The 19733-nt window shown below is 45.6% G+C and carries 18 protein-coding genes; 13 read left to right on the forward strand and 5 right to left on the reverse strand.

Going from position 1 to position 19733, the window contains the following annotated elements; all coding sequences use genetic code 11:
- The first annotated feature begins 72 nt into the window (after positions 1-72).
- The gene (locus AC0VYI_RS07035; RefSeq protein ID WP_475448241.1) at positions 73-993 is read left to right on the forward strand and encodes a helix-turn-helix domain-containing protein; all 921 of its coding nucleotides are present in this window, start codon (positions 73-75) and stop codon (positions 991-993) included.
- A gap of 372 nt (positions 994-1365) precedes the next feature.
- The gene (locus tag AC0VYI_RS07040; protein WP_475448243.1) at positions 1366-2592 is read left to right on the forward strand and encodes an MFS transporter; all 1227 of its coding nucleotides are present in this window, start codon (positions 1366-1368) and stop codon (positions 2590-2592) included.
- Positions 2593-2624: 32 nt separating this feature from the next.
- On the opposite strand, the gene AC0VYI_RS07045 is transcribed toward AC0VYI_RS07040, so the two are convergent.
- Positions 2625-3566, reverse strand: a complete 942-nt coding sequence (locus AC0VYI_RS07045) for a LysR family transcriptional regulator (RefSeq protein WP_475448245.1) — start codon at positions 3564-3566, stop codon at positions 2625-2627.
- A gap of 43 nt (positions 3567-3609) precedes the next feature.
- Positions 3610-4071 (reverse strand): DUF3237 domain-containing protein, encoded by a 462-nt coding sequence (locus AC0VYI_RS07050; RefSeq protein WP_475431523.1) that lies wholly within the window; start codon positions 4069-4071, stop codon positions 3610-3612.
- A 289-nt stretch (positions 4072-4360) separates the two neighbouring features.
- Between AC0VYI_RS07050 and AC0VYI_RS07055 the strand changes: the two genes are divergently transcribed.
- The 6 genes from AC0VYI_RS07055 (at position 4361) to AC0VYI_RS07080 (ending at position 11126) form a co-directional block, all read left to right on the forward strand.
- Positions 4361-4780, forward strand: coding sequence for a hypothetical protein (locus tag AC0VYI_RS07055; RefSeq protein WP_475448247.1), 420 nt, complete (start codon positions 4361-4363; stop codon positions 4778-4780).
- A gap of 58 nt (positions 4781-4838) precedes the next feature.
- Positions 4839-5012: a hypothetical protein gene (locus AC0VYI_RS07060; RefSeq protein WP_475448250.1), complete on the forward strand. Its 174-nt coding sequence runs from the start codon at positions 4839-4841 to the stop codon at positions 5010-5012.
- A 103-nt stretch (positions 5013-5115) separates the two neighbouring features.
- A complete protein-coding gene (locus AC0VYI_RS07065) occupies positions 5116-6390 on the forward strand; it encodes a hypothetical protein (protein ID WP_475448252.1) in 1275 nt (424 codons plus the stop codon).
- Between the two features lie 241 nt (positions 6391-6631).
- Positions 6632-7789 carry an efflux RND transporter periplasmic adaptor subunit gene (locus tag AC0VYI_RS07070; protein WP_475448254.1) on the forward strand — a complete coding sequence of 386 codons (1158 nt, stop codon included), beginning with the start codon at positions 6632-6634 and terminating at the stop codon, positions 7787-7789.
- Between the two features lie 2 nt (positions 7790-7791).
- Positions 7792-9738 (forward strand): MacB family efflux pump subunit, encoded by a 1947-nt coding sequence (locus AC0VYI_RS07075; RefSeq protein WP_475448256.1) that lies wholly within the window; start codon positions 7792-7794, stop codon positions 9736-9738.
- 5 nt (positions 9739-9743) lie between these two features.
- Positions 9744-11126, forward strand: a complete 1383-nt coding sequence (locus tag AC0VYI_RS07080) for an efflux transporter outer membrane subunit (protein WP_475448258.1) — start codon at positions 9744-9746, stop codon at positions 11124-11126.
- A 76-nt stretch (positions 11127-11202) separates the two neighbouring features.
- Here the strand turns inward: AC0VYI_RS07080 and AC0VYI_RS07085 are convergent, their stop codons facing one another.
- The gene (locus AC0VYI_RS07085; RefSeq protein ID WP_475448260.1) at positions 11203-11823 is read right to left on the reverse strand and encodes a DsbA family protein; all 621 of its coding nucleotides are present in this window, start codon (positions 11821-11823) and stop codon (positions 11203-11205) included.
- A 173-nt stretch (positions 11824-11996) separates the two neighbouring features.
- Between AC0VYI_RS07085 and AC0VYI_RS07090 the strand changes: the two genes are divergently transcribed.
- Positions 11997-12896, forward strand: a complete 900-nt coding sequence (locus AC0VYI_RS07090) for a LysR family transcriptional regulator (RefSeq protein ID WP_475448262.1) — start codon at positions 11997-11999, stop codon at positions 12894-12896.
- 194 nt (positions 12897-13090) lie between these two features.
- On the opposite strand, the gene AC0VYI_RS07095 is transcribed toward AC0VYI_RS07090, so the two are convergent.
- The gene (locus AC0VYI_RS07095; protein WP_475448264.1) at positions 13091-13981 is read right to left on the reverse strand and encodes a LysR family transcriptional regulator; all 891 of its coding nucleotides are present in this window, start codon (positions 13979-13981) and stop codon (positions 13091-13093) included.
- Positions 13982-14124: 143 nt separating this feature from the next.
- Between AC0VYI_RS07095 and AC0VYI_RS07100 the strand changes: the two genes are divergently transcribed.
- The 3 genes from AC0VYI_RS07100 (at position 14125) to AC0VYI_RS07110 (ending at position 16696) form a co-directional block, all read left to right on the forward strand.
- On the forward strand, positions 14125-14880 hold the full coding sequence (locus tag AC0VYI_RS07100) for an SDR family NAD(P)-dependent oxidoreductase (RefSeq protein ID WP_475448266.1): 756 nt from the start codon (positions 14125-14127) through the stop codon (positions 14878-14880).
- A 244-nt stretch (positions 14881-15124) separates the two neighbouring features.
- Positions 15125-15997: a dimethylarginine dimethylaminohydrolase family protein gene (locus AC0VYI_RS07105; protein ID WP_475448268.1), complete on the forward strand. Its 873-nt coding sequence runs from the start codon at positions 15125-15127 to the stop codon at positions 15995-15997.
- Positions 15998-16069: 72 nt separating this feature from the next.
- Positions 16070-16696: a TetR/AcrR family transcriptional regulator gene (locus AC0VYI_RS07110; protein ID WP_475448270.1), complete on the forward strand. Its 627-nt coding sequence runs from the start codon at positions 16070-16072 to the stop codon at positions 16694-16696.
- Between the two features lie 79 nt (positions 16697-16775).
- Here AC0VYI_RS07110 and AC0VYI_RS07115 read toward each other — a convergent pair whose 3' ends face one another.
- A complete protein-coding gene (locus tag AC0VYI_RS07115) occupies positions 16776-18692 on the reverse strand; it encodes an FAD-binding monooxygenase (protein WP_475448272.1) in 1917 nt (638 codons plus the stop codon).
- 117 nt (positions 18693-18809) lie between these two features.
- Here AC0VYI_RS07115 and AC0VYI_RS07120 point away from each other — a divergent pair, with 117 nt between their 5' ends.
- On the forward strand, positions 18810-19733 hold the full coding sequence (locus tag AC0VYI_RS07120; protein WP_199476099.1) for a LysR family transcriptional regulator: 924 nt from the start codon (positions 18810-18812) through the stop codon (positions 19731-19733).

Below are 19733 nucleotides of genomic sequence, written 5' to 3' on the forward strand. Positions count from 1 at the left end.
TTTTTATTTCCATATGATTTCTTTTGGTACATTTATTGCTTTATTTAATAAGTGTTTTAAGAGAAGTAAATCATGAGTTCTATGACATTAAGCGAGTTTGAGCGACGTGTATCTCGCTCTATTTTGAATCTTGAGTGCATTACTGAAAATGACAGTCAGTTTGAAGGTGGATTGGAAGAGAAACGCTTAGGAGAACTGACTATTTGTAACATTAAAGCCCCACGACATCGCGTCACTCATCGTCCTTTATATTCCGCGCAAGATGGGATAGTGATGACGTCGGTTACGTCTGGGCAGTGCTTTTTAGAGCGTCAGTTTGATCAGTTTGAATTTTCAACTGGATCGGCTTTCTTTTGTCGTTCCAGTGAATTCTATTCCATTGAAACGTCTGATGGGGTTGAATTAAAAACATTATTCATTCCATATAATAAAATAGCGGTATCAAAAAAAATATTTTTATCTAAATCCAATGCTATTTTAAACCCGCATATTGATTCTTCTTATTTGCCTTTGGTAAAACCGTACTTGGATGCAAAAATATCACATGAAAAAGCCCTGTCTCATTATTTTGAAGAGAGCTTTTTGAGTCTGATTTCGGGAGTGCTGAGCGCGAATGATGTTAATGATATTATTCCAAGTACGGATCATATTTTTTATCTTTTAAAAGAAATGATTTCTTTGGTAGAGAAAAACATAAAGCAAGAGTTTCTCACACCAGATTTTATCGCTAAGAGAATGGGTTATACCACTAGATATCTAAATAAAGTTTTAAATATCAAAAACTTATCTCTCCTTAAGCTGATTTTTCAAATGCGTATGGATAATGTTATGTCAGATCTTGTGTCGCCAGAAAAATCTAGGAAAACGATCTATTCCATCGCTAATGATTACTGTTTCTACGATAATGCTTATTTTTCTAGGAAATTTAAAAGTTACACAGGGTTGTCACCAAAAGAATTTAGAATGCAAAAAAATCCAATCTTTCATTCCTGATTTTACCACTCTTTTTAATTAAAAAAGATTAACCTCTTACTTAGCATTAATAAGAGAGGTTGATTATGTATACACAATATAAAGAGTCTGTTTCTCCCGATTTTTTTAATCTTGATGCTGTTAATGGATGTCAGCAATTTTTAAGATTTTTGGAACATTGTTCTCGATTATACGCTTATGAAGTTGTTTTTAATGATCGACGTAAACGTATTATTTTCAATCTAAAAATTTGAAAAATCTTACATGAACTGTATTCAGAAGAGGTTAATTCTTCTGAGGAAGAGACTGACAAATAGTTCTTAACTTCCAATGAAAAGTTTTCGATAAAAATAATTAATGTTATTGAATAATAAGCACCTATAGGAACAGTCAATGAAAATATTAACGAGAGAAAATACAATATTATCTATTATGGGGTTGACGTTTGGCTTTGTGTTTGTTGATCGTCTATCCATCAACTTTCTAATGCCGTTTATTACACAAGAATTTCATATTACCAATGCTCAAATTGGGTTTTTATCCTCTGCATTATCCGTGTCTTGGGCCATTTCTGCGTATTTTTTAAGCCATTTCTGTACTCGATTTGGTCGTCGGACTGAAGTATTGGTCGCGTGTGTCGTATTATTTTCAATATTTACTCTATTATCTTCGATTGCTGCAAGTTTTATGCTGCTGGTCATTATTCGAATATTAATGGGGATCGCAGAAGGGCCAGTATTACCGATTGCTCAGTCAATATTACTGGAAGAATCTTCAGATAAACGTCGTGGTTTTAATATGGGCTTTGTACAAAATGTCTCAAGTAACTTATTTGGTTCAGTTCTTGGGCCAATTGTATTGATCTTTGTCGCGGAGCATTATGGTTGGCGCCATGCCTTTCTTGTGGTTGGTTTGCCGGGTTTGATTGTGGCATTTTTAATTTATAAATATGTCAAATTGCAACCTCATTCCCCTGTTATAAAAGAGAAAAAAAACGAAGCTGTGCCATTTAGCTTGAAAAGGGTTTTTCAGAATAAAAACGTGGTGTTAAGTGGCATTTTATCTTGTCTGATGGTGGCATGGATGTTTTCTCAACTGACGTTTATTCCTGTGTATTTGACCAAGATTCAAGGTTATAGCGGTTATCAAATGGGTAGTGTAATGAGTGTACTGGGGGCTTCCGCTGTCATCTCTGGGTTATTTGTTCCTATGTTGTCAGACATGTTTGGTCGAGCTCGCGTCTTTCGCGTTTTTACACTGATTGCGATCCTGTGTCCCTTAAGCGTGTTGTATTTGGCGGGCAATCAAACTTATATGATGATCAGCCTATTCTTCTTCTACTTTGGTTTGGGATCCATTCCTATTGTCATGTCGATTGTTCCATCAGAAAGTGTTCCCCGTCAGTACGTTGTCGGAACGCTTGGCTTCGTTATGGCCGTAACGGAACTGCTTGGTGGTTTTTCTGGCCCTGCTATTAGCGGTGTTTTGGCGGATATGTATGGACTAAATGCACCTTTTTACTTTGCTGCAGGTGTCGCGGGGATAGCTTGTCTCGGATCATTTTTGTTAGTGGAAACGTCACCTAAGTTTTGCCTACCAAAATTGGCGGAAAATAGGTAACTCGATCCTCTTATAAATAGAGGGAAATGATGTTACTTTCCCTCTATTTTTTCCACTTCGTTGCTTTTAGATAGGTCGTTAAAGACACTACGAACTATATTTCTAAATGATAAGTAAGCGGTGTAGTCTTTTATCGACTTTGCACACCATAGATACAAGTCTCTGTTTATTGGTGTGACATCATTCATTTTAATTTCAATGATGGGATAATGCTTCTGAATGGTTGAGACTGGGAAGCTGGGTAAGGCAGCAAGATAGCGCCCTGTAGAAAGCATCTTTATCAGCATTATCGCATCATTTCGAAAGACCACTTTGGTTTTCATGCCATGAATACCGTAGGAGATCAGCATTTCTGTCGTTTGTTTTTCAAAGTAAGAGGCGATGCCTAGGCTGAGCCAGTCTTGCTCGATGAAATCATTAATTTTAATATTTTTCTCATAAGCAAGTGGATGATTCTTACCACAAAAAATACCGATTTTATCTTTGATGATGATTTCTTTGTGAAGTGTTGGGGCGGTTTTGTCTGTTGATTGGGGAGCGATAATGATGTCAAATTGATCGTCAATCAATCCCTCTAAAGCAATGGCTGGATTTAAGCAGGTTGCCGTTATTGCTATTTCTGGGTGCTTCTCTAACATTTTTTCAATGATGATGGGCAATATTTCCATTGCGAACAGTGAGCCAGAAGCAATGCGTAAATTGTGTTTAATACCTAATTTATACTGAGATACCTGCTCTTTTGCCGAGTCTAATCTGCGAGTAATCGCGCGACCCTCCCTCGCTAAAGATTCACCTACTGGAGTGCTTGAGACACCAAAACGGCTGCGAGTAAACAGTTGTGTACCCACCTGCATTTCGAGGGTGGCCATGGCTCTTGTTAGCGTCGGTTGGGCAATATTTAAATGCTCAGCTGCGGCGGTAATAGAGCCTTTTTCTAAAATAATAGATAAGTAAACAAGGTGTTTGGATTCCATTAACAATGCCTCTTTAAATTATCGGCGACTGTTCAGCTGCGGATCAGCCTACTTCAAATATTGTTAATTCAACCAATGTGGGTTTGCGAACCCCCACTCCGATAAAAAGACGTTCAGTGATCCATTGAAAACGTTCTGCACTGGTTTCAAATTTAGGAGAACAGCGGAAATAAACTTGCTGAGGATCCACCGGTTCGCCTTTTTTGATTTGTTGTGTCACTTCAGGGGAGGCCACTCGAATGGCGCTATTATGGACATAAATACACTCTCCTTGGTCTGTTTCAATGGTATAGTGTGCATCCAGAAGCGCCAGTCTTGGAGTGGCGATAAGTTGGTAGTCTGCCCCTCCTAATAGCACTTTACCTTGCCAGTTCTGCCCAGAAATGTTGCCACCTAAAATGGGGATGATGCGACGTTCACCGTGTATTGATTTACCGATTTCTTGTGGCTCAGCCACTTCGATTTCTAACGTGGCGAAGTAATTCAGCGTTGGTGCATTTATCATATAAAACCTCCTATTCTTGTTATTTTTAGTACTTATATATTGAAGAAGAGATGTCGTTCTAATCGAATTTTCTGGCACGTTTTCTACGTACACAAGGTCTACTAGTTTGCACTATTCAAGCAAACAAGCCAATTTTCGTATGCATTTTTGTATGATTAAAGATTCAAATTGCTATTTTACGGATATATGCAATGGAGGTAGATTGTTTACCGCTAAACAAAAAAAATAAAATCAGCAGGGTAATAAAATGTCTACTTTCAAAAGGTTCTTTAGGAAGCTGATAGGGATCATGGGTCTTGTTTGTACCAGCGCGTTTGTTGCGACCGTCAGCCAGGCGCAAACGATAGGAATGGAATCAGTCAGTGAAAACAGTGTTCTTGGTATGTTGCCTCAGGCCATGGCCCCATACGGGGCGAAAAGTGGCATAAATATTCAGCTTGCTCTCAATCAAACGCTCACCAAGCCTCTTCTTAAAATAGCATTAGGCAAACCAGATTCTGCCGCTGTTCCTCCTCTCGCGTATGAAGACTTTCAAAAGGGCACAGGCCCATATGCCAAAATTGCCGATAAAACCAAGTCAATTGCAGGGAATGTACGTACCTTATTTGCTATTCCTGGAAGTTATTATCATGCCATTACAAACGCCAAGTCCGGTATTAAAAGTTGGCCTGAAGCAAAAGGCAAACGCGTATATATAGAACCATCGTAATCAACGGGCTTTGTGCATCGGTGATTGGAAATATCTAAAAGTAGATGAGCATGAATACTTGTTTAATGTAACCAATGATGCTCGTGAGCGAGCGAATTTGGGGAAAAAGTATCTTGAAAAATTAGAGAAGATGAGACAGCAGTGGCTTGATTGGAATGCCACGATAACCGCAATACCAGGGGATGCCACAGTGAGTCTTGGTTATAGCGTTGCAGATATGCCTCAGCGTTAGGGCTTTTGTAGTAGGGCGATATGTAGTGGATATGTGCAACAACACGTAGAAGGCACTTCCATAAAGGGAGTGCACTTAAATAATAATAAAAAGGTTGTTTACAATGAAAAGAATACATTATGGAACTCTCGTGACAATGTCTGTGATAGGAGTAATCAGTGTCAGTGCTCAGGCCGACAGTTTACAGGATGCGATCAAAGGTGGAACCTTCTCAGGTGGACTTCGTAATACGCTAGAACTTGCCACCAAATCCGACGCGACAGGCGCTGGCGCGCTTAACCACGCGAAAGTCTTGGGTTCGGCATTAACCTTAGATTACCTAACGGGGTCCTATTACGGATTTAAAGTGGGCGTAGGATCTGAAACAGGTTACGACTGGAAACTCCAAAACAATGACACGTTGACGACAGCCGGCGGGGAAAATGATCATCGTGTGACGGTCAATACGACAAATTTGTATCGCGCTTTTCTTGATTATCGTTTCCGTAAAGAGATAACCAATACCCACATACGCATCGGTCGACAGGGGATTGTTTCTCCTTTATTAATGAATAGCGGCGTTTATCCAATGAAAGATTCGTTTGACGCAGCAGTACTTGAGAACAAAGATATTCGGAATACTTTGCTGCGCGTTATGTATGTAACGAAATGGAATATGCGCTATGGCGATGATAACAATGGCTCTCTCACCCAAACCAGTAAAAGCTATCACAACCCCGTTGTTTCACTCTATATGGATAACAAAAGCATCAAAGGCTTAAACATTGAAGCTCAATGGCTAGCGAACCATAATGATGAAAATGCAGGCGATCCACCGACAGCGGTAACCGCGAAGGATTACGATACAAGCTTTTTGGGTTTGACTTATAAAGTGTTAGATACCAATTGGGTGGTCGGTGCTAAGACACTGTCAGCCAATTTTGAAAACAGTGCCAATACTGGCTACTGGGGTGCCCTTGTCAAAAATACCTTTAACGGTATTGGTGTTCAGCTGGCGTATACTTCTGTGCAAGATGCAGCGAGCTTCCCGGGGACGTTAGGGCATGTCCCCATGTTTCGTGCTTACAATCCAGGCTTACAGGGCGAGTATTATGCTGGCCTAAAAACCACATCGATTGCGGCAAATTATGGCTTTCACATACCTGGCTTTAAAACGACAATTGGTTATACCTCTTGGCAACAAAGTGCGCAGGGGATAAAACACAGTCATGGTACGGACTTAGATGGTGGATATGAAGCGTCTTTGCGCGTCGATTATAAGTCTCAAGACATTAAAGGTTTGTCTGCGCTGATGCAGCTATCCTATATCGATTACAATCAAAACGTCCCAGAAGATTCATTAACAGTCCTACGGACATCTGTGAATTACCAATTCTAATTAAAAACCACTGTCTAGAGCCTCTAGACAGTGGTTTCCTCGCTTAATTATGAACACATCTGACTTATGAGATCAGACAGGAAGTTTTTCCACTTATACCTACTAGCATCGCTTTGGGTATATCGTAAAAAACGCAAACCGTTGTTCCTCCATTAAACCTCCACACAACATCAATCAATACTCCATCGAGCAATGCGAGAATCAGCTTTCTTAACTACAGCAACGTAAGAAAGGGTGTTATATGTCGATTCATCGACGATGGGTTTTTATCGGTTTTTCTGTCGCGGCGGTGATTGCGGGTGGCGTCGCGATGTCGTCAAATCTAATGCAAACCAGTAGCGCCAATTTTTTGACGGCTACTGTGACGGTCGGCAATCTGGATCAGACGGTCACGGCATTGGGGCGCTTACAGCCTAAGGAGCTGGTCAATGTTGGCGCTCAGGTGACAGGTCAAGTCCAGCGTCTACATGTCGTACTGGGGCAGAAGGTGAAAGCGGGCGATCTTATTGCCGAAATTGATGCAAAGCCACAACAGCTAGCATTGCGAAATGCAGAAGCGTCCGTCGCGTCATTACAAGCACAAAAGGCTGCTCGACAAGCGACATTGGTGCAAGCACAACTCACCTACAATAGACAAAAAACGTTGATAGCGGTTGATGCCACGGCAAGGGCCGATGTCGAAGCGGCACGGGCAGCACGAGATGTGGTCCGTGCGGAAATCCACTCACTACAAGCACAAATTGATCAAGCTCGTATACAGGTAGAGACGGCGCGCATCAAATTGGCCTATGCACGTATTACTGCGCCTATGGATGGGGTGGTGGTCGCCGTGGTGACCAAACAGGGTCAGACGCTTAATTCATTCCAGTCAGCTCCTACGATTGTGGTCATCGCCAAGCTCAATGTCATGACCGTTCGAGCCAAAATCGCGGAAGCCGATGTTAATAAAATTCATCCCGGTCAGTCGGTTTGGTTTACCACGTTGGGGCAGAAACATCGCTATCAAGCACACATTGAACAGGTTGAGCCGGCCCCAAAATCCATTGTCAAAGGTGAAACCAGTACTGCTCAAGCCATCTACTACAACGCGCTGTTCGATGTACCGAATCCAAAGGGCGTGTTGAAGCCATCGATGACAGCTCAGGTATCTGTGCTGGTAGCAAGGGAGCGGGGCGTTGTGCTGATTCCCATAGCCGCATTGGGGGAGCGTATCGATGATGGCTATCGGGTTCGAGTGGTGAATCCTGAAACTCACCAAGTGGTTTCTCGTCAGGTGAAAATTGGAATAACCACGACCAACCAAGCGGTGGTCATTTCTGGTGTGAAGCCTGGTGAACAGGTCGTTCTCGGTGAGGCTGGGTCAGAGAGCAATTCGTCAGCCAATCTGATGGGGATATAACCGTGGGATCACCATTACTTGAAATACGTAATTTGCGCCGTGAATTTGCTGCTGGGGAAGGTGTTGTCACGATCTTGAAAGACATTAACCTGCGCATCGACGAAGGCGAGATGGTGGCCATTGTAGGCGCATCTGGCTCGGGTAAGTCGACCTTGATGAATATTCTCGGATGTTTGGATCGCCCTAGTTCTGGTACTTATCGGATCGCAGAGCGAGAAACCAGTTCACTGAGTCGGGATGAATTAGCCGAACTGAGACGGGAACACTTTGGTTTTATCTTTCAGCGTTACCATCTACTGACTGATATCAGTGCTTTTAGCAATGTTGAACTGCCAGCCATCTACGCCAACTGTGATGCCTCTGTGCGCCATGAACGGGCGAGCGCTTTATTGGCCCGTCTTGGTTTGGGAGATAAACAGCATTTTCGTCCAAGTAAACTCTCGGGTGGGCAACAACAACGTGTGTCGATTGCGCGTGCTTTGATGAATGGCGGCGCAGTGATTCTAGCCGATGAGCCCACGGGTGCGCTGGATAAAGCCAGCGGTGTGGAAGTAATGAATATTCTACGGGAACTCAACGCTGACGGTCATACGGTTATTCTTGTCACCCATGACATGGAAGTCGCCTCACATGCTCCTCGGCAGATTGAAATCAGCGATGGGGTGATTGTCACCGACCAGCGTCGTGAACCAAGCAATCCGCCATCAGCTCTGCATCATCAACTGCCACCCCGTGCCGATGCGTTGAGTGCGTTTTGGGGAGGCTTTACGGAAGCATTGCGTATGGCGCTGCGTTCGATGAATGCACACCGTTTACGGACCTTTTTGACAATGTTGGGCATTATCATCGGTATTGCTGCCGTGGTCGTTGTGGTGGCGATTGGTCGTGGTGCCCAGCAGCAGGTTATGAGTCAGATTAGTGATTTGGGGACGAATACGCTGGATATCTATCCTGGTAGTGATTTTGGTGATTTAGAGGCTGCCGCCATCGAAACTCTGACCGCAAGAGATGCTGAAGCACTGGCAACACAACCCTATATCGACAGTGTAACCCCTAATGTTTCAACCAGTGTGACAGCCCTTTATCAGAATATTGCCGCAAAAGCTCAGGTGAACGGTGTCGGTGCAGACTACTTTCGAGTACGTGGCTTGAAGCTTGCCAGTGGGCGTTTTTTTAACGAACGTGAGGCCGAGCAATCTGCCCAAGTGGCCATTATTGATCAACGGGCACAGGCCGCTTTGTTTGCACACACTGCTCACCCAATCGGTAGGGTCGTGTTGATTGGAGACATGCCAGTCGAGATCATTGGCGTGTTAAAACCATCGCAAAACAATTTTACTGGCTCCAGTCCCATCCTCTATGTCCCTTACAGTGCTGTCGCCACTCGCCTGATAGGGAAGTCTTATCTGGATAATATTACCGTGCGTCTAAAGGGCAAGGTTTCCAGCAAGGCCGCTGAGCAAGCAGTGACAAGCTTTATGGTTCGTCGTCATGGCAGCAAGGATTTTTCCATTTTTAACTCAGACCAAGTGCGTCAGGCGGTGGAGAGAAGCAGTGCAACGCTCACGCTATTAATCTCTGCAATTGCCGCCATTGCACTGCTTGTTGGTGGCATTGGGGTGATGAACATCATGTTGGTATCCGTCACTGAACGTACTGGTGAGATTGGTGTGCGTATGGCTGTAGGGGCACGTCAAGTTGATATTCTACAGCAATTTCTGATTGAGTCGGTATTGGTGTGTTTGGTCGGTGGGTTCATCGGCATCGCATTGGCATTGTCAGTGGGAGGGCTGATTAAGCTCACGGGGGTCGGTCTACCATTAATCTACTCCGTGGACTCTATGTTGCTAGCGGTTGCCTGTGCCTCATTGATCGGCATCGCCTTCGGATTTTTTCCTGCCCGCAATGCCTCTCGGCTGGATCCGATCCAAGCATTGGCGAGGGACTGATGACTATGTTTAAGCAAAGTGTTGTATTGGCCGCTGTTATACTGACAGGCTGCTCCACGCTCACCCGTACTGACTATCACGCACCGGCTGTTTCACTACCGGAGACTTTTAAAAACGCCACGGGTGACGTTGGGGCCACACCTCTTGATGCCTGGTGGCGTCGGTTAGAGGAGCCGCATCTAGATGCTTGGGTTGATTTGGCTCGCGCTCGTAATGCCGACCTCGCGGCGGCGGCCATCCGTGTGAAACGTGCGACCCTTGAGTCTCGTTTAGCAGGCAATGCCTTATTACCCGCTTTCAACGGCACGGTTGCAACTAGCGTAAGCCGTCCACTGTCCGGTGATACCCAGCGCTCTACTAAAACCACTACAGGAACGCTAGGAGTGACATGGCAAATAGACTTATTTGATCGGCTGGGAGCTCAGCGTGATGCCGCTGCATTCGAGGCGCAGGCAACCGCTGAAGATCGAAACGCCGTGGCTCTATCGCTGGTTGGTACCACGGTCAAACTGTATTGGCAACTGGCCTTTGCTAACCAACAAATCGCCTTGGCTAAGCAGAATGTGGCCGATGCCGTTCGCATTCATGCCCTAGTATTGAGCCAATACGCAGCGGGTGCTGTATCGGGGTTAGAGCGCAGAGAGGCAGAGCAAGCCGTTGCCGAACAAAAACTAGCACTCAGTCAGCTTGTCCAAGCGAAAGCGGAATTGCAGCAGTCGCTCATGGTGTTGTTCGATGGTGCTGTGCCACCGTCTCCCGTTCCTGAGCATCTGCCGATGCGGCCACTGCCGGCGGTGCAGGCAGGATTGCCAGCAGAACTTCTGCAGCGCCGTCCCGACTTGCGAGCAGCGGAATTACGTTTGCGCCGTGTTTTGGCCAGTAGTGACGCCGTTCAAGCACGTTACTATCCTGCTCTTTCGTTAACTGGCAGCCTTGGTACATCGAGTACCGCTTTACTAAACGTATTAGCCCATCCAGTGGCCACACTCGGAGCGGGCCTGACGTTGCCTTTCCTTAATGTCCGCGACATGCGTATCAATAAAGCCATCGCCCGTACACGTTATGAAGAAGCCATTGTCATATTCAGAAAGTCGCTATACAACGCCTTCGCCGACGTCGAAAAAGCCCTGTCAGCGCGAACGCAACTTGCTCAGCAAGAAGCCGCACAATGGCGCATATTCAATGAAGCAATAGAGATAGAAAGAATCTACGAAGCGCGCTACCGTGCTGGACAAGTTGCCTTGCGGATTTGGCTGGATGCCAAGAAGCGGCGACGTTCCGCAGAGGTGGCTCTAGCGACAACACGTTTGGCACAACTCCAGAATTACGTGACGCTTATTCAAGCGTTGGGTGGAGGAATGGAAATGCAGGGCAGAAGGGCCGAATGATGTTAAACAATACGGCCGCTTCATTGTGTCTGGATGCATGAAGAAAGAAAGCCTATGAAAGCAATGGCTTACAGTCTTAGAGTAAATTACTAAGATACGCCTTCCATTCAGTGGGCTTGCCATAGAATGCGCTGTGAGACAAAGGCATCCAGGTGACATCTTTTTCAAGGATAAAGGTTGGGAAGCCACTAACTTGCATCTGCGACATAAGTTGACGGCTCTGGGTTATTTCCGACTTCATTGCATTGTCAGACTGCGTCATCGTCTTCTCCCATTCGGCTTTATCTAAACCAAGGGATGCCGCTAGCTCTGCTAATACCTCGGGCTCGTGCAAATGCTTGCCTTCTTGGTAGTGGGCCTTTTGCAACGCCTCTAGCATTGTATGACGATCGGTGCCCATTTTTTCCCCTGCGATCATGGCTTGGGTAGGGAGCAAAGAATCCACAACGTATTCTTCCGGCCCTTTTACACGGGCAATATAATTGTCGCCAAAAGGTACCTTCGTCATCTCGGTAATGCGTTTATCCGCTTGCAAAATATGTTGTCTAAAGGACGGTTCAATGGCCCGTTTAGGGATCATACCACCAGGGTGATAGAGGATTTCGAATGCCTGCATATTGGCCAACACCTCCACCAAAGAAGACGCGGCATAGCACCAACCGCACATTGGGTCGAAGAAGTAGTGAACTTTGAGCATTGTATTTTACCTATTGAGTTCGAAAATTGAGTGGAAATCGCGTGAGAAAAAGGTTTTAACCGACGCTGTCCAGTAACGTGAATGTTATGGTGTTAGAATAAAGAATTGTCTTGCTCGGAAAAATAGACAAAAATGAGCATCTTTGTTTCTTAAATCGAGCAGGTGGAAGAGTAGTGGACAGAGTCACCGCTGCAAAAGTATTTCTTGATGTGGCCCAATCACAGAGTTTCTCTCGTACCGCAACCCGTTTGAACATGTCCCGCCCTATGGTGACGCGATACATAGAAGCCATGGAAGATTGGCTACAGATTCGCCTATTACACAGAACAACCCGCAAAGTATCCCTCACCAGTGCGGGGGAAGCCTGCTTAAAAGACGTCGAACAATGGTTACAGCAAGCGGATCAACTTACCGCCTTAGTGAACAATAGCCAGGAGCTTTCTGGCATGGTGCGCATTACCAGCAGCATGTCGTTTGGTTATTCCCAATTAATGCCCGCAATACAAGGCTTTATGGATCTGCATCCGCAAGTGCGTATTGACATTGATTTAGAAGACAGCACAGCGGATTTAACGGACAAAAGCATCGACCTTGCGATCCGCATCGCCTCCAACCCAGACTCATCCTTAATCGGTAAACCCATTGGAGTGTGCGAATCTGTGTTGGTTGCTTCTCCGGCGTATCTTGAAAAAACACGCCACACATTGGGTGAAATCCACCATCCACAGGACTTAGTGAAACACGCATGTTTGGGGTACAAAAACTTTGAACGCCATATTTGGCACTTGTCGAAAGGCGAGCAATTTGAGTCGGTATCGGTGGATTGTCGTTTAAGCGTTAACGAAGCAACAGCACTCTTGCATGGCGTATTAAATGGCATGGGCGTTGCTCTGCAACCCACTTATTTGGCAAACCACTACCTACACAACAGTTGCTTGTGCCACGTATTGCCAGAATGGACTCCCAGAAACCTAACCATCTACGCCCTATACTCCTCCCGCAAGCACTTATCGCCTACTGTGCGTGCTTTAATTGATTATCTAGAAAGCTACTTTGCTGATAACTCTTGGTAGATCAAAAAGAAAAGATTCCGCATTGGGTATTGTCAAGGTAAACTGACAAATCAAGATGACAATAATAAGTGAAGAAGTTGCCATCCCTTATCCGATCCGTGCCATTAATTTAGAGCAAGAAAGCATACGAGATTGGTTAATCCATAATAAATCTAGTTCCCTAAGGCAAAAATGATAGATAACGCTTGAATGAGCTATTTCGCGACTTTCTCTTGCAGCCATTCCATAAAGACCATCAACCGTTTTGAGATCTGGCGGCGTGATGGGTACAAAAGGGAAACGGGCATAGGCTCTGCCTCGTAGTCGGGCAACACTTGAATCAATTGTCCATCTAGAAGAAAACGCTCTGCACCTGTAAAGGGGATTTGAGCGATACCTAATCCTGATAAGCAGGCCGAAAGGTAAGCATCGGTTCCGTTTACCGCCAAACTGCTAGGCATGCTGAGTTGTTTGATTTTACCCTGTTCCATGTATTCAAATGTGGCTTCAGCATGGCCAAGACTATGGGAGTAATCGATCAATTTGTGACATGCTAGATCTCCAAGGCTTTTCGGGATACCGAGCTTTTCGACATAACTGGGTGAAACGCAGTTCACTGTGCGGTAATGAGTGAGTGGTTTCGCTATTAGGTTACTATCGTCCAATTCTCCGATCCGCACCACGCAATCAAAGCTTCCTCGAATCAGATCAACACGATAATCGGCACTGCTGATTTTGAGTTGAATATTAGGGTATTTTTCAAAAAAGTCAGACAAATTAGGCAAGACAATGATCGAGGCAAATTGGCTTGGCATATCCACGCGTAAAATACCTCGGATATCTTCTGGAGTGCTTTGGAATTGGCTACTTATGGCATCAAGTTCGGTCAGAAGGGCCAAGCATTGTGGTAAATAGCGCTCGCCATCTTGTGTCAAAGTAACACTGCGTGTGCTGCGGTGAAAAAGTCGCGTACCGAGTTCTTTTTCAAGGCTTTGAATCGCACTGGAAATACTTGATTTAGGTAACCCCAACGTGTCCGCGGCCTTAGTAAAGCTTCCTGATTGAGCAACTAAGACAAAACGCTGCATTGCGTCAAATTTATCCATACTGCCTACTTTTGTTCGTTATATCCAAACAATGATATCACTTTGGGGTGGTTTATTGAGCACAATCTCTCGCCTACGCTACACACAGGGTTTGAGCCTAAGCTCAACATTTTCAAGTGACTTAATGCGTAGAGGAATTAGACATGAGTAAATTAGCCATTATTACGGGGGCAAGCCGAGGTCTTGGGAAAAACAGCGCGTTAGCGTTAGCAACAAAAGGGGTGGATGTCCTGTTCACTTATCATAGCAATGCGGAAGCCGCGCAAGAAACGGTGGATGAGATTAACAAGCTGGGTCAAAAAGCTTTCGCTGTGCAATTAGACACACGAGATATGGCGGCCGTGAAAGACTTTGCGGGGCAGGTGCCTTCTGTTTTACAGAGAGAATTTGCTCGAGAGGACTGTGATTATCTCTTTAATAATGCGGGAACCGGCTTGCATGTTCCTTTAGAGGAAACCACATTAGAGCAACTAGAAGATATGCTATCCATTCATGTAAAAGGCCCGTTTTATCTGACACAGCAGCTCTTACCCGTCATAAAAGAGGGTGGTCATATTCTAAACGTTTCTTCTGGCCTAGCGCGTTTTAGTTTATCGGGTGCAGGGGCTTATGCAATGGCCAAAGGCGCTGTAGAAGTGATGACGCGTTATATGGCAAAAGAGTTCGCCAGCAAGCAGATTCGCGTGAATACCTTAGCTCCTGGTGCAATAGCGACAGATTTCAGCGATGGCAATGTGAGAGATAATCCCCAAGTAAATCAAATGGTGTCATCAGTGACTGCATTAGGCCGAGTGGGAGAAGCTGGTGATATTGGGCCAGTAGTTGCCATGCTATTGAGCGATGAGGCGGGTTGGATTACCGGTCAACGTATCGAAGCCTCCGGCGGCATGTTCCTTTAATGCAAAATGAACCTGACTCATCATAAATGGTTTAATGAGACCGTTTTGGTAAATCTTAAAGTTGTTGAAACGGGGTATGTGTTCTGTGAGAGGGATGAGGCGACAATACCTCATCCTAATCACTATTTTCAAAAATAGTATTATGCACTTGCATAAAATTATGCAAGTGCATAATAATGTCGCCTATCCGTTGAATTTTTAGAATTCGTGCTAATGCGAAACACAGAAGGGTAGGGGAAAAGAGATGAAAACATTTGGCAGTCAATCCATGGTCGCACCGATCAAGCGTGTGTTAATGCGTCGTCCAGGTAAGAGTTTGCTCGCGGCGGACGCCAAAGAATGGCATTACGGCAGTCTGTTTGATGCCCCCAAAGCCATTGCCCAATACGATGTGTTTGCCAAGCTGGTGTCAGAGTCTGGCGCGGAAATCACTTGGCTTGAAGATAATGGCGATGGCCTTTGTGATGCCATGTTTACCCAAGATGCTTCTTTGGTAACGGATCATGGTGCGGTGTTGCTCAACATGGGCAAACCTTTGCGGGTGCCAGAGCCTGCGATGCATGGCGAGGCTTATGAAGCCGCTGGTGTGCCTGTTATTGGTAAGCTTACTGGCAATGGGCGTATTGAAGGGGGCGATTTTATATGGCTAAACGACAAAACCATTGTGGTGGGGTGTGGCTTTCGTTCTAACCGCGAAGGCATTGCGCAGCTGAATGCGATCTTGAATCCTTATGAGATCACTGTCATTGGTTTTGATTTACCCGTTTGGCAAGGGGCAGAAGCTTGTTTGCATCTTATGTCGATGATTTCACCTTTGGATGATAAGCTCGCGCTGATTTATTCTCCTCTAATGCCAACGGCCTTTTATCAGCTTTTACTTGAAGAAGGCTTTACTCTGTTGGATGCACCAGCGGAAGAGTTTTTGACAAGCGGTGGATTGAACCTAAACGTACTGCCGGTGAAGCCGAGTGAGTGCATCATGATTGATGGTTTCCCAAAAACCAAAAAAATGATGGAAGAGGCGGGCTGTACAGTACATGTGTTTGAAGGCGATGCCCTTTGTATTGCCTGTGAAGGTGGGCCGACGTGCTTAACCAATACTATCTTACGTGCCTAGCCATGCTTAGTTTCGCTCGTCACATCGAGACATTGTCTCTATAGATTTATTGGTAAAAGGCGAATTAACACCATGGAAACAAAACGAAGAGAAAGCAATAAGCGTCGCCAAGCCTTGATTGAAGCGGCCCTTGAGTGTATTGCCCAAGAAGGTTTGCAAAGCGCGACGGTGCGCAAAGTGGCCGACTATGCGGGAGTGACCAATGGTTTAATTCGCTTTTACTTTTCGGGCAAAGATGAGCTGATTCGTGCCGCGTATGCGGCGCTGTTGGAGCATATTTATGTGACGGCACGTGTGGGCGTAGAGGATGAGTCTGTCCCTGCAAAAGTCCGTTTACGCGAGTTTATTCGGGCAACCCTGAGCCCGCCGATTGTGGCGCCGCGAACGGTTTTGTTGTGGGCGAATTTCTTGCCTTTAACCTACAGCGATCCTGAGATAGCGGCCATTCGCCGTGAAGCTTATGTGGATACCACGGATATTCTGGCGGTGTTAATCGCCGACTCTTTTCAGCAAGAAGATAAGGTGTTGGACAATAAGGCCGTGCAGCGCTTCGCCATTCAAGTGAATGCGATTATTGATGGACTGTGGTTAGAAGGCAGTTTAGCAACTGATAAGTTTGTCAAAGGGGAATTAGAACAGCTGGGGTTGCACGCCGCTTCGTCGGTATTACAACTCAGTTTAGATGAAAACAATGGGTAGATTAAAAAGATGGATGGCCCTCGAAAGGGCTCTCAAAAAGGAGTAAGAGAAGACCATCCACAAACGCTCACAAGTGTTGCTAGTCCGCTGGTTTGATTAAAACGTCTTTAAAGAAAGCGACCAGACGATCGTAATCATCCAAAGGCAAAACATCGGCCACATATTGATCTGGGCGAACGATCACCATGCAGCCCTGTTCCTTATCGATACCGCGCTTATCGTAGAAAGACCCTTCTCTCGTTTGGGCGCTGTACACTTTCTCGTAGTCTTTCAAACCAAGCGTGCCTTTTAGCGGTTGCAATAGTGGATGGGGTGCCGACACCTCCACATCACGATGCGCTTCTTGGAAGATGGCGCTGAGACTGATGATAGAATCGATGTCCGAGCCTTTTGGCGTGTAGGTATTGATAGGGGAGTGTGGGTCCTCTTGTAAAAAATTACATAAGGCTTTGACTCGACAAGACTCTGACATAAAGGCCTCTTTGCCAGCAAAGGCAAAGATATGCCAGCGGCCATCGGCTTTGACTGAGTGACCGAGATGGACGACTTTGGCATCCCCATGACGGGTTACTTTGGCCGAATGGAAGCGCTTGCCAAGTATTTGGCCCGTTGCTAAGGCTTGATGCTGATCCTTGCCGACTAATCGAGAAGCGGGATAATGAATGGCCACGCCCGCTGTGAAGTGGCCAGATTTCATAAAATATCGTTGAAATTCAGCGGGATCAACGCCATCTGGATTGTCTGCTGACTTAGGTTTGGCGCTAAACATGGTGGACAGTTCTCGGTCAAAGTCGATGAGTATCTGAGCGACTTTCTGTCTTTCTTCCGAGTAAGTATGAAGCAGAGAGGGGTCGGCTTTGCCTGTCAGTACATGGGCCATTTTCCAGCCCAGATTCCACGTGTCATTGAGTGAAGTATTCAGGCCTTGCCCTGCTTTTGGGCTGTGGGTATGGCAGGCATCGCCTGCAAGGAATACGTGAGGCTCGCGGCCGATTTCTGAATCATCAAAGGCGGTGGTTAGGCGTTGTCCAATTTCATACACACTCCACCAAGCGATTTCTTTCACGTCGATATGATAGGGCGCCATGATGCGGTTCGCCGCCGCAATTAAACTGTCGGGCGTAATGGCTTCACGATTAAAACGCTCATTTTCGTTTAGTTTATCCAATTCAATATATAGACGAACCATGTAGCCCCCCTCGCGAGGGATGATCAACATATTGCCTTGATTGTTCGAATAGATGGCGGTTTTGAGTCGAATATCTGGGAAATCCGTGGTGGCAAGAACGTCCATGACGCCCCACGCTTGGTTGATGGAATCCCCCACTAGTTCACGACCAATGGATTTACGCACGGTGCTGCGCGCCCCGTCGCAGCCCACGACATATTTTGCTTGAACGGTTTCAATGACACCAAGATGTTGCGAGTCCAAACGTTCGAATTGTAGTGTCACGGGGTAATCTGGATGGTTGTAATCGACTTCTAAATCAAGCAACTTACGTGAGTAATGGGGCTCAATTTTACTGGCACCACGGCGCATAATGTCTAGAAAAAAATCGTGAACGCGTGCTTGGTTGACAATGACGTGCGGCATTTCAGACAAGTCATCTTCGACATCTTGAATTTTACTGGTACGCACAATATTTTCCGGCTGCTGATCATCGGGTCGCCAAAAGGCAATTTCATTTACCCAGTAGGCTTCTTGCTTGATCTGATCGGCAAAATCGTAGGCTTCAAATATTTCCATGGTACGGCACGCAATCCCATCGGCTTGGCCTACCAAAAGGCGGTCGTCTTTTTGCTCAACAATGCAGGTAGAAATTGTCGAGAACTTAGAAAGCTGTGCGGCAAGGTTCAAGCCAGCGGGGCCACAGCCAACGATCATTACATCAACTTTTTTGGGTAGCGGTTGCTTTAATGGTGGGGCAATAACGCGCGCCTTGGGATCATTAATCCGTGGATTACCGGGATGAAAACCGTTTTCATAAAATTGCATGAGGAGCCCTCTTATTCTTTTTCTTAAAAGTTATTTTTATAGCGTATAAGGACTTTAACTAAATCCAGATATAAGGAAAAATAGATATTTAGATCTAGACTAAAAGAATTTGCATATATGAATCCTAACTTATTGAAGCAATTGGCCATCGTGGTGAAGCAAGGATCGTTAAGTCGAGCCTGTGAGCAGCTGTATATTACCCAGCCGACGCTAACCCGCAGCATTAAGCAGCTGGAAATGCGTGTCGAGGCGCCAGTATTGATTCGAACCCGTTATGGTGTGGAACCGACGGATATTGGGGCTCGACTTGCCAGTATTGGCGAGCGCATTCTGGCGGAAACAGAACAAGCGGAAGAGGTGATCCGTCAATATCACAACGGTTATCACAATGAATTTGTAGTGGGTGTGGACCCTTTGTGGGAGTTCGCCACCGTGCAGCAAATGACAGAATTCTTCTTGCACGAAAAACGTTATGTTTTTCACTTTCGTACCAGTTCAGCCGCCGCCCAGATCGATTTATTAAAAAACGGTGAACTCGACTTTCTGTTTGCGCCCGCCCATCTTTCTGTGCCGCAAGGCTCGCTTGATCGACAGCTGCTTTTCCGTGATCGCTCTGGTGTTTTTGTGGGTAAGAAATCTAAGCTGTATGGAAGTAAAAAAGTTATTTCCCAGGCAGTTTTGGCACAACAAAAGTGGATGATTGCGGGCGCCAGTGCGGGGTTTTTAGATCGACCAACGGAATTGGCTGGGCAGAAGGCGGCCAACGTTGCTTTTACGGGCAGTATTCGCTCAGTACTTCATCTTCTGAATACATCAGATATGTTGGTGCGTATGCCAGCGCGAATGACGCTCATGACGGGGGACGTGTCAGAGGCACAGATGATTAAAGTGGAAGGCCCCCTTGGGCCAAGGCGAGATATTGCCTTATGGTCGAGAAATGAAAACCGTGAACGGCCAGATTTTATCAAAGTGTACGATTTGCTACGCGACTATATGAAGAGAATAGACCAGACCGTATCAACCTTTGGACTGGATCTATAA

It is taken from the genome of Marinomonas sp. 63XJN7_9_ISO-PGPR-S23-217 (assembly GCF_056173515.1).

What these genes read in the sequence shown, in the direction of transcription:
- AC0VYI_RS07080 (WP_475448258.1), top strand. Translation starts at nt 9,744, where the DNA reads ATGTTTAAGCAAAGTGTTGTATTGGCCGCTGTTATACTGACAGGCTGC.
- AC0VYI_RS07055 (WP_475448247.1), top strand. Translation starts at nt 4,361, where the DNA reads ATGGGTCTTGTTTGTACCAGCGCGTTTGTTGCGACCGTCAGCCAGGCG.
- AC0VYI_RS07105 (WP_475448268.1), top strand. Translation starts at nt 15,125, where the DNA reads ATGAAAACATTTGGCAGTCAATCCATGGTCGCACCGATCAAGCGTGTG.
- AC0VYI_RS07070 (WP_475448254.1), top strand. Translation starts at nt 6,632, where the DNA reads ATGTCGATTCATCGACGATGGGTTTTTATCGGTTTTTCTGTCGCGGCG.
- AC0VYI_RS07110 (WP_475448270.1), top strand. Translation starts at nt 16,070, where the DNA reads ATGGAAACAAAACGAAGAGAAAGCAATAAGCGTCGCCAAGCCTTGATT.
- AC0VYI_RS07100 (WP_475448266.1), top strand. Translation starts at nt 14,125, where the DNA reads ATGAGTAAATTAGCCATTATTACGGGGGCAAGCCGAGGTCTTGGGAAA.
- AC0VYI_RS07115 (WP_475448272.1), bottom strand. Translation starts at nt 18,692, where the DNA reads ATGCAATTTTATGAAAACGGTTTTCATCCCGGTAATCCACGGATTAAT.
- AC0VYI_RS07050 (WP_475431523.1), bottom strand. Translation starts at nt 4,071, where the DNA reads ATGATAAATGCACCAACGCTGAATTACTTCGCCACGTTAGAAATCGAA.
- AC0VYI_RS07035 (WP_475448241.1), top strand. Translation starts at nt 73, where the DNA reads ATGAGTTCTATGACATTAAGCGAGTTTGAGCGACGTGTATCTCGCTCT.
- AC0VYI_RS07040 (WP_475448243.1), top strand. Translation starts at nt 1,366, where the DNA reads ATGAAAATATTAACGAGAGAAAATACAATATTATCTATTATGGGGTTG.
- AC0VYI_RS07085 (WP_475448260.1), bottom strand. Translation starts at nt 11,823, where the DNA reads ATGCTCAAAGTTCACTACTTCTTCGACCCAATGTGCGGTTGGTGCTAT.
- AC0VYI_RS07065 (WP_475448252.1), top strand. Translation starts at nt 5,116, where the DNA reads ATGAAAAGAATACATTATGGAACTCTCGTGACAATGTCTGTGATAGGA.
- AC0VYI_RS07095 (WP_475448264.1), bottom strand. Translation starts at nt 13,981, where the DNA reads ATGGATAAATTTGACGCAATGCAGCGTTTTGTCTTAGTTGCTCAATCA.
- AC0VYI_RS07045 (WP_475448245.1), bottom strand. Translation starts at nt 3,566, where the DNA reads ATGGAATCCAAACACCTTGTTTACTTATCTATTATTTTAGAAAAAGGC.
- AC0VYI_RS07120 (WP_199476099.1), top strand. Translation starts at nt 18,810, where the DNA reads ATGAATCCTAACTTATTGAAGCAATTGGCCATCGTGGTGAAGCAAGGA.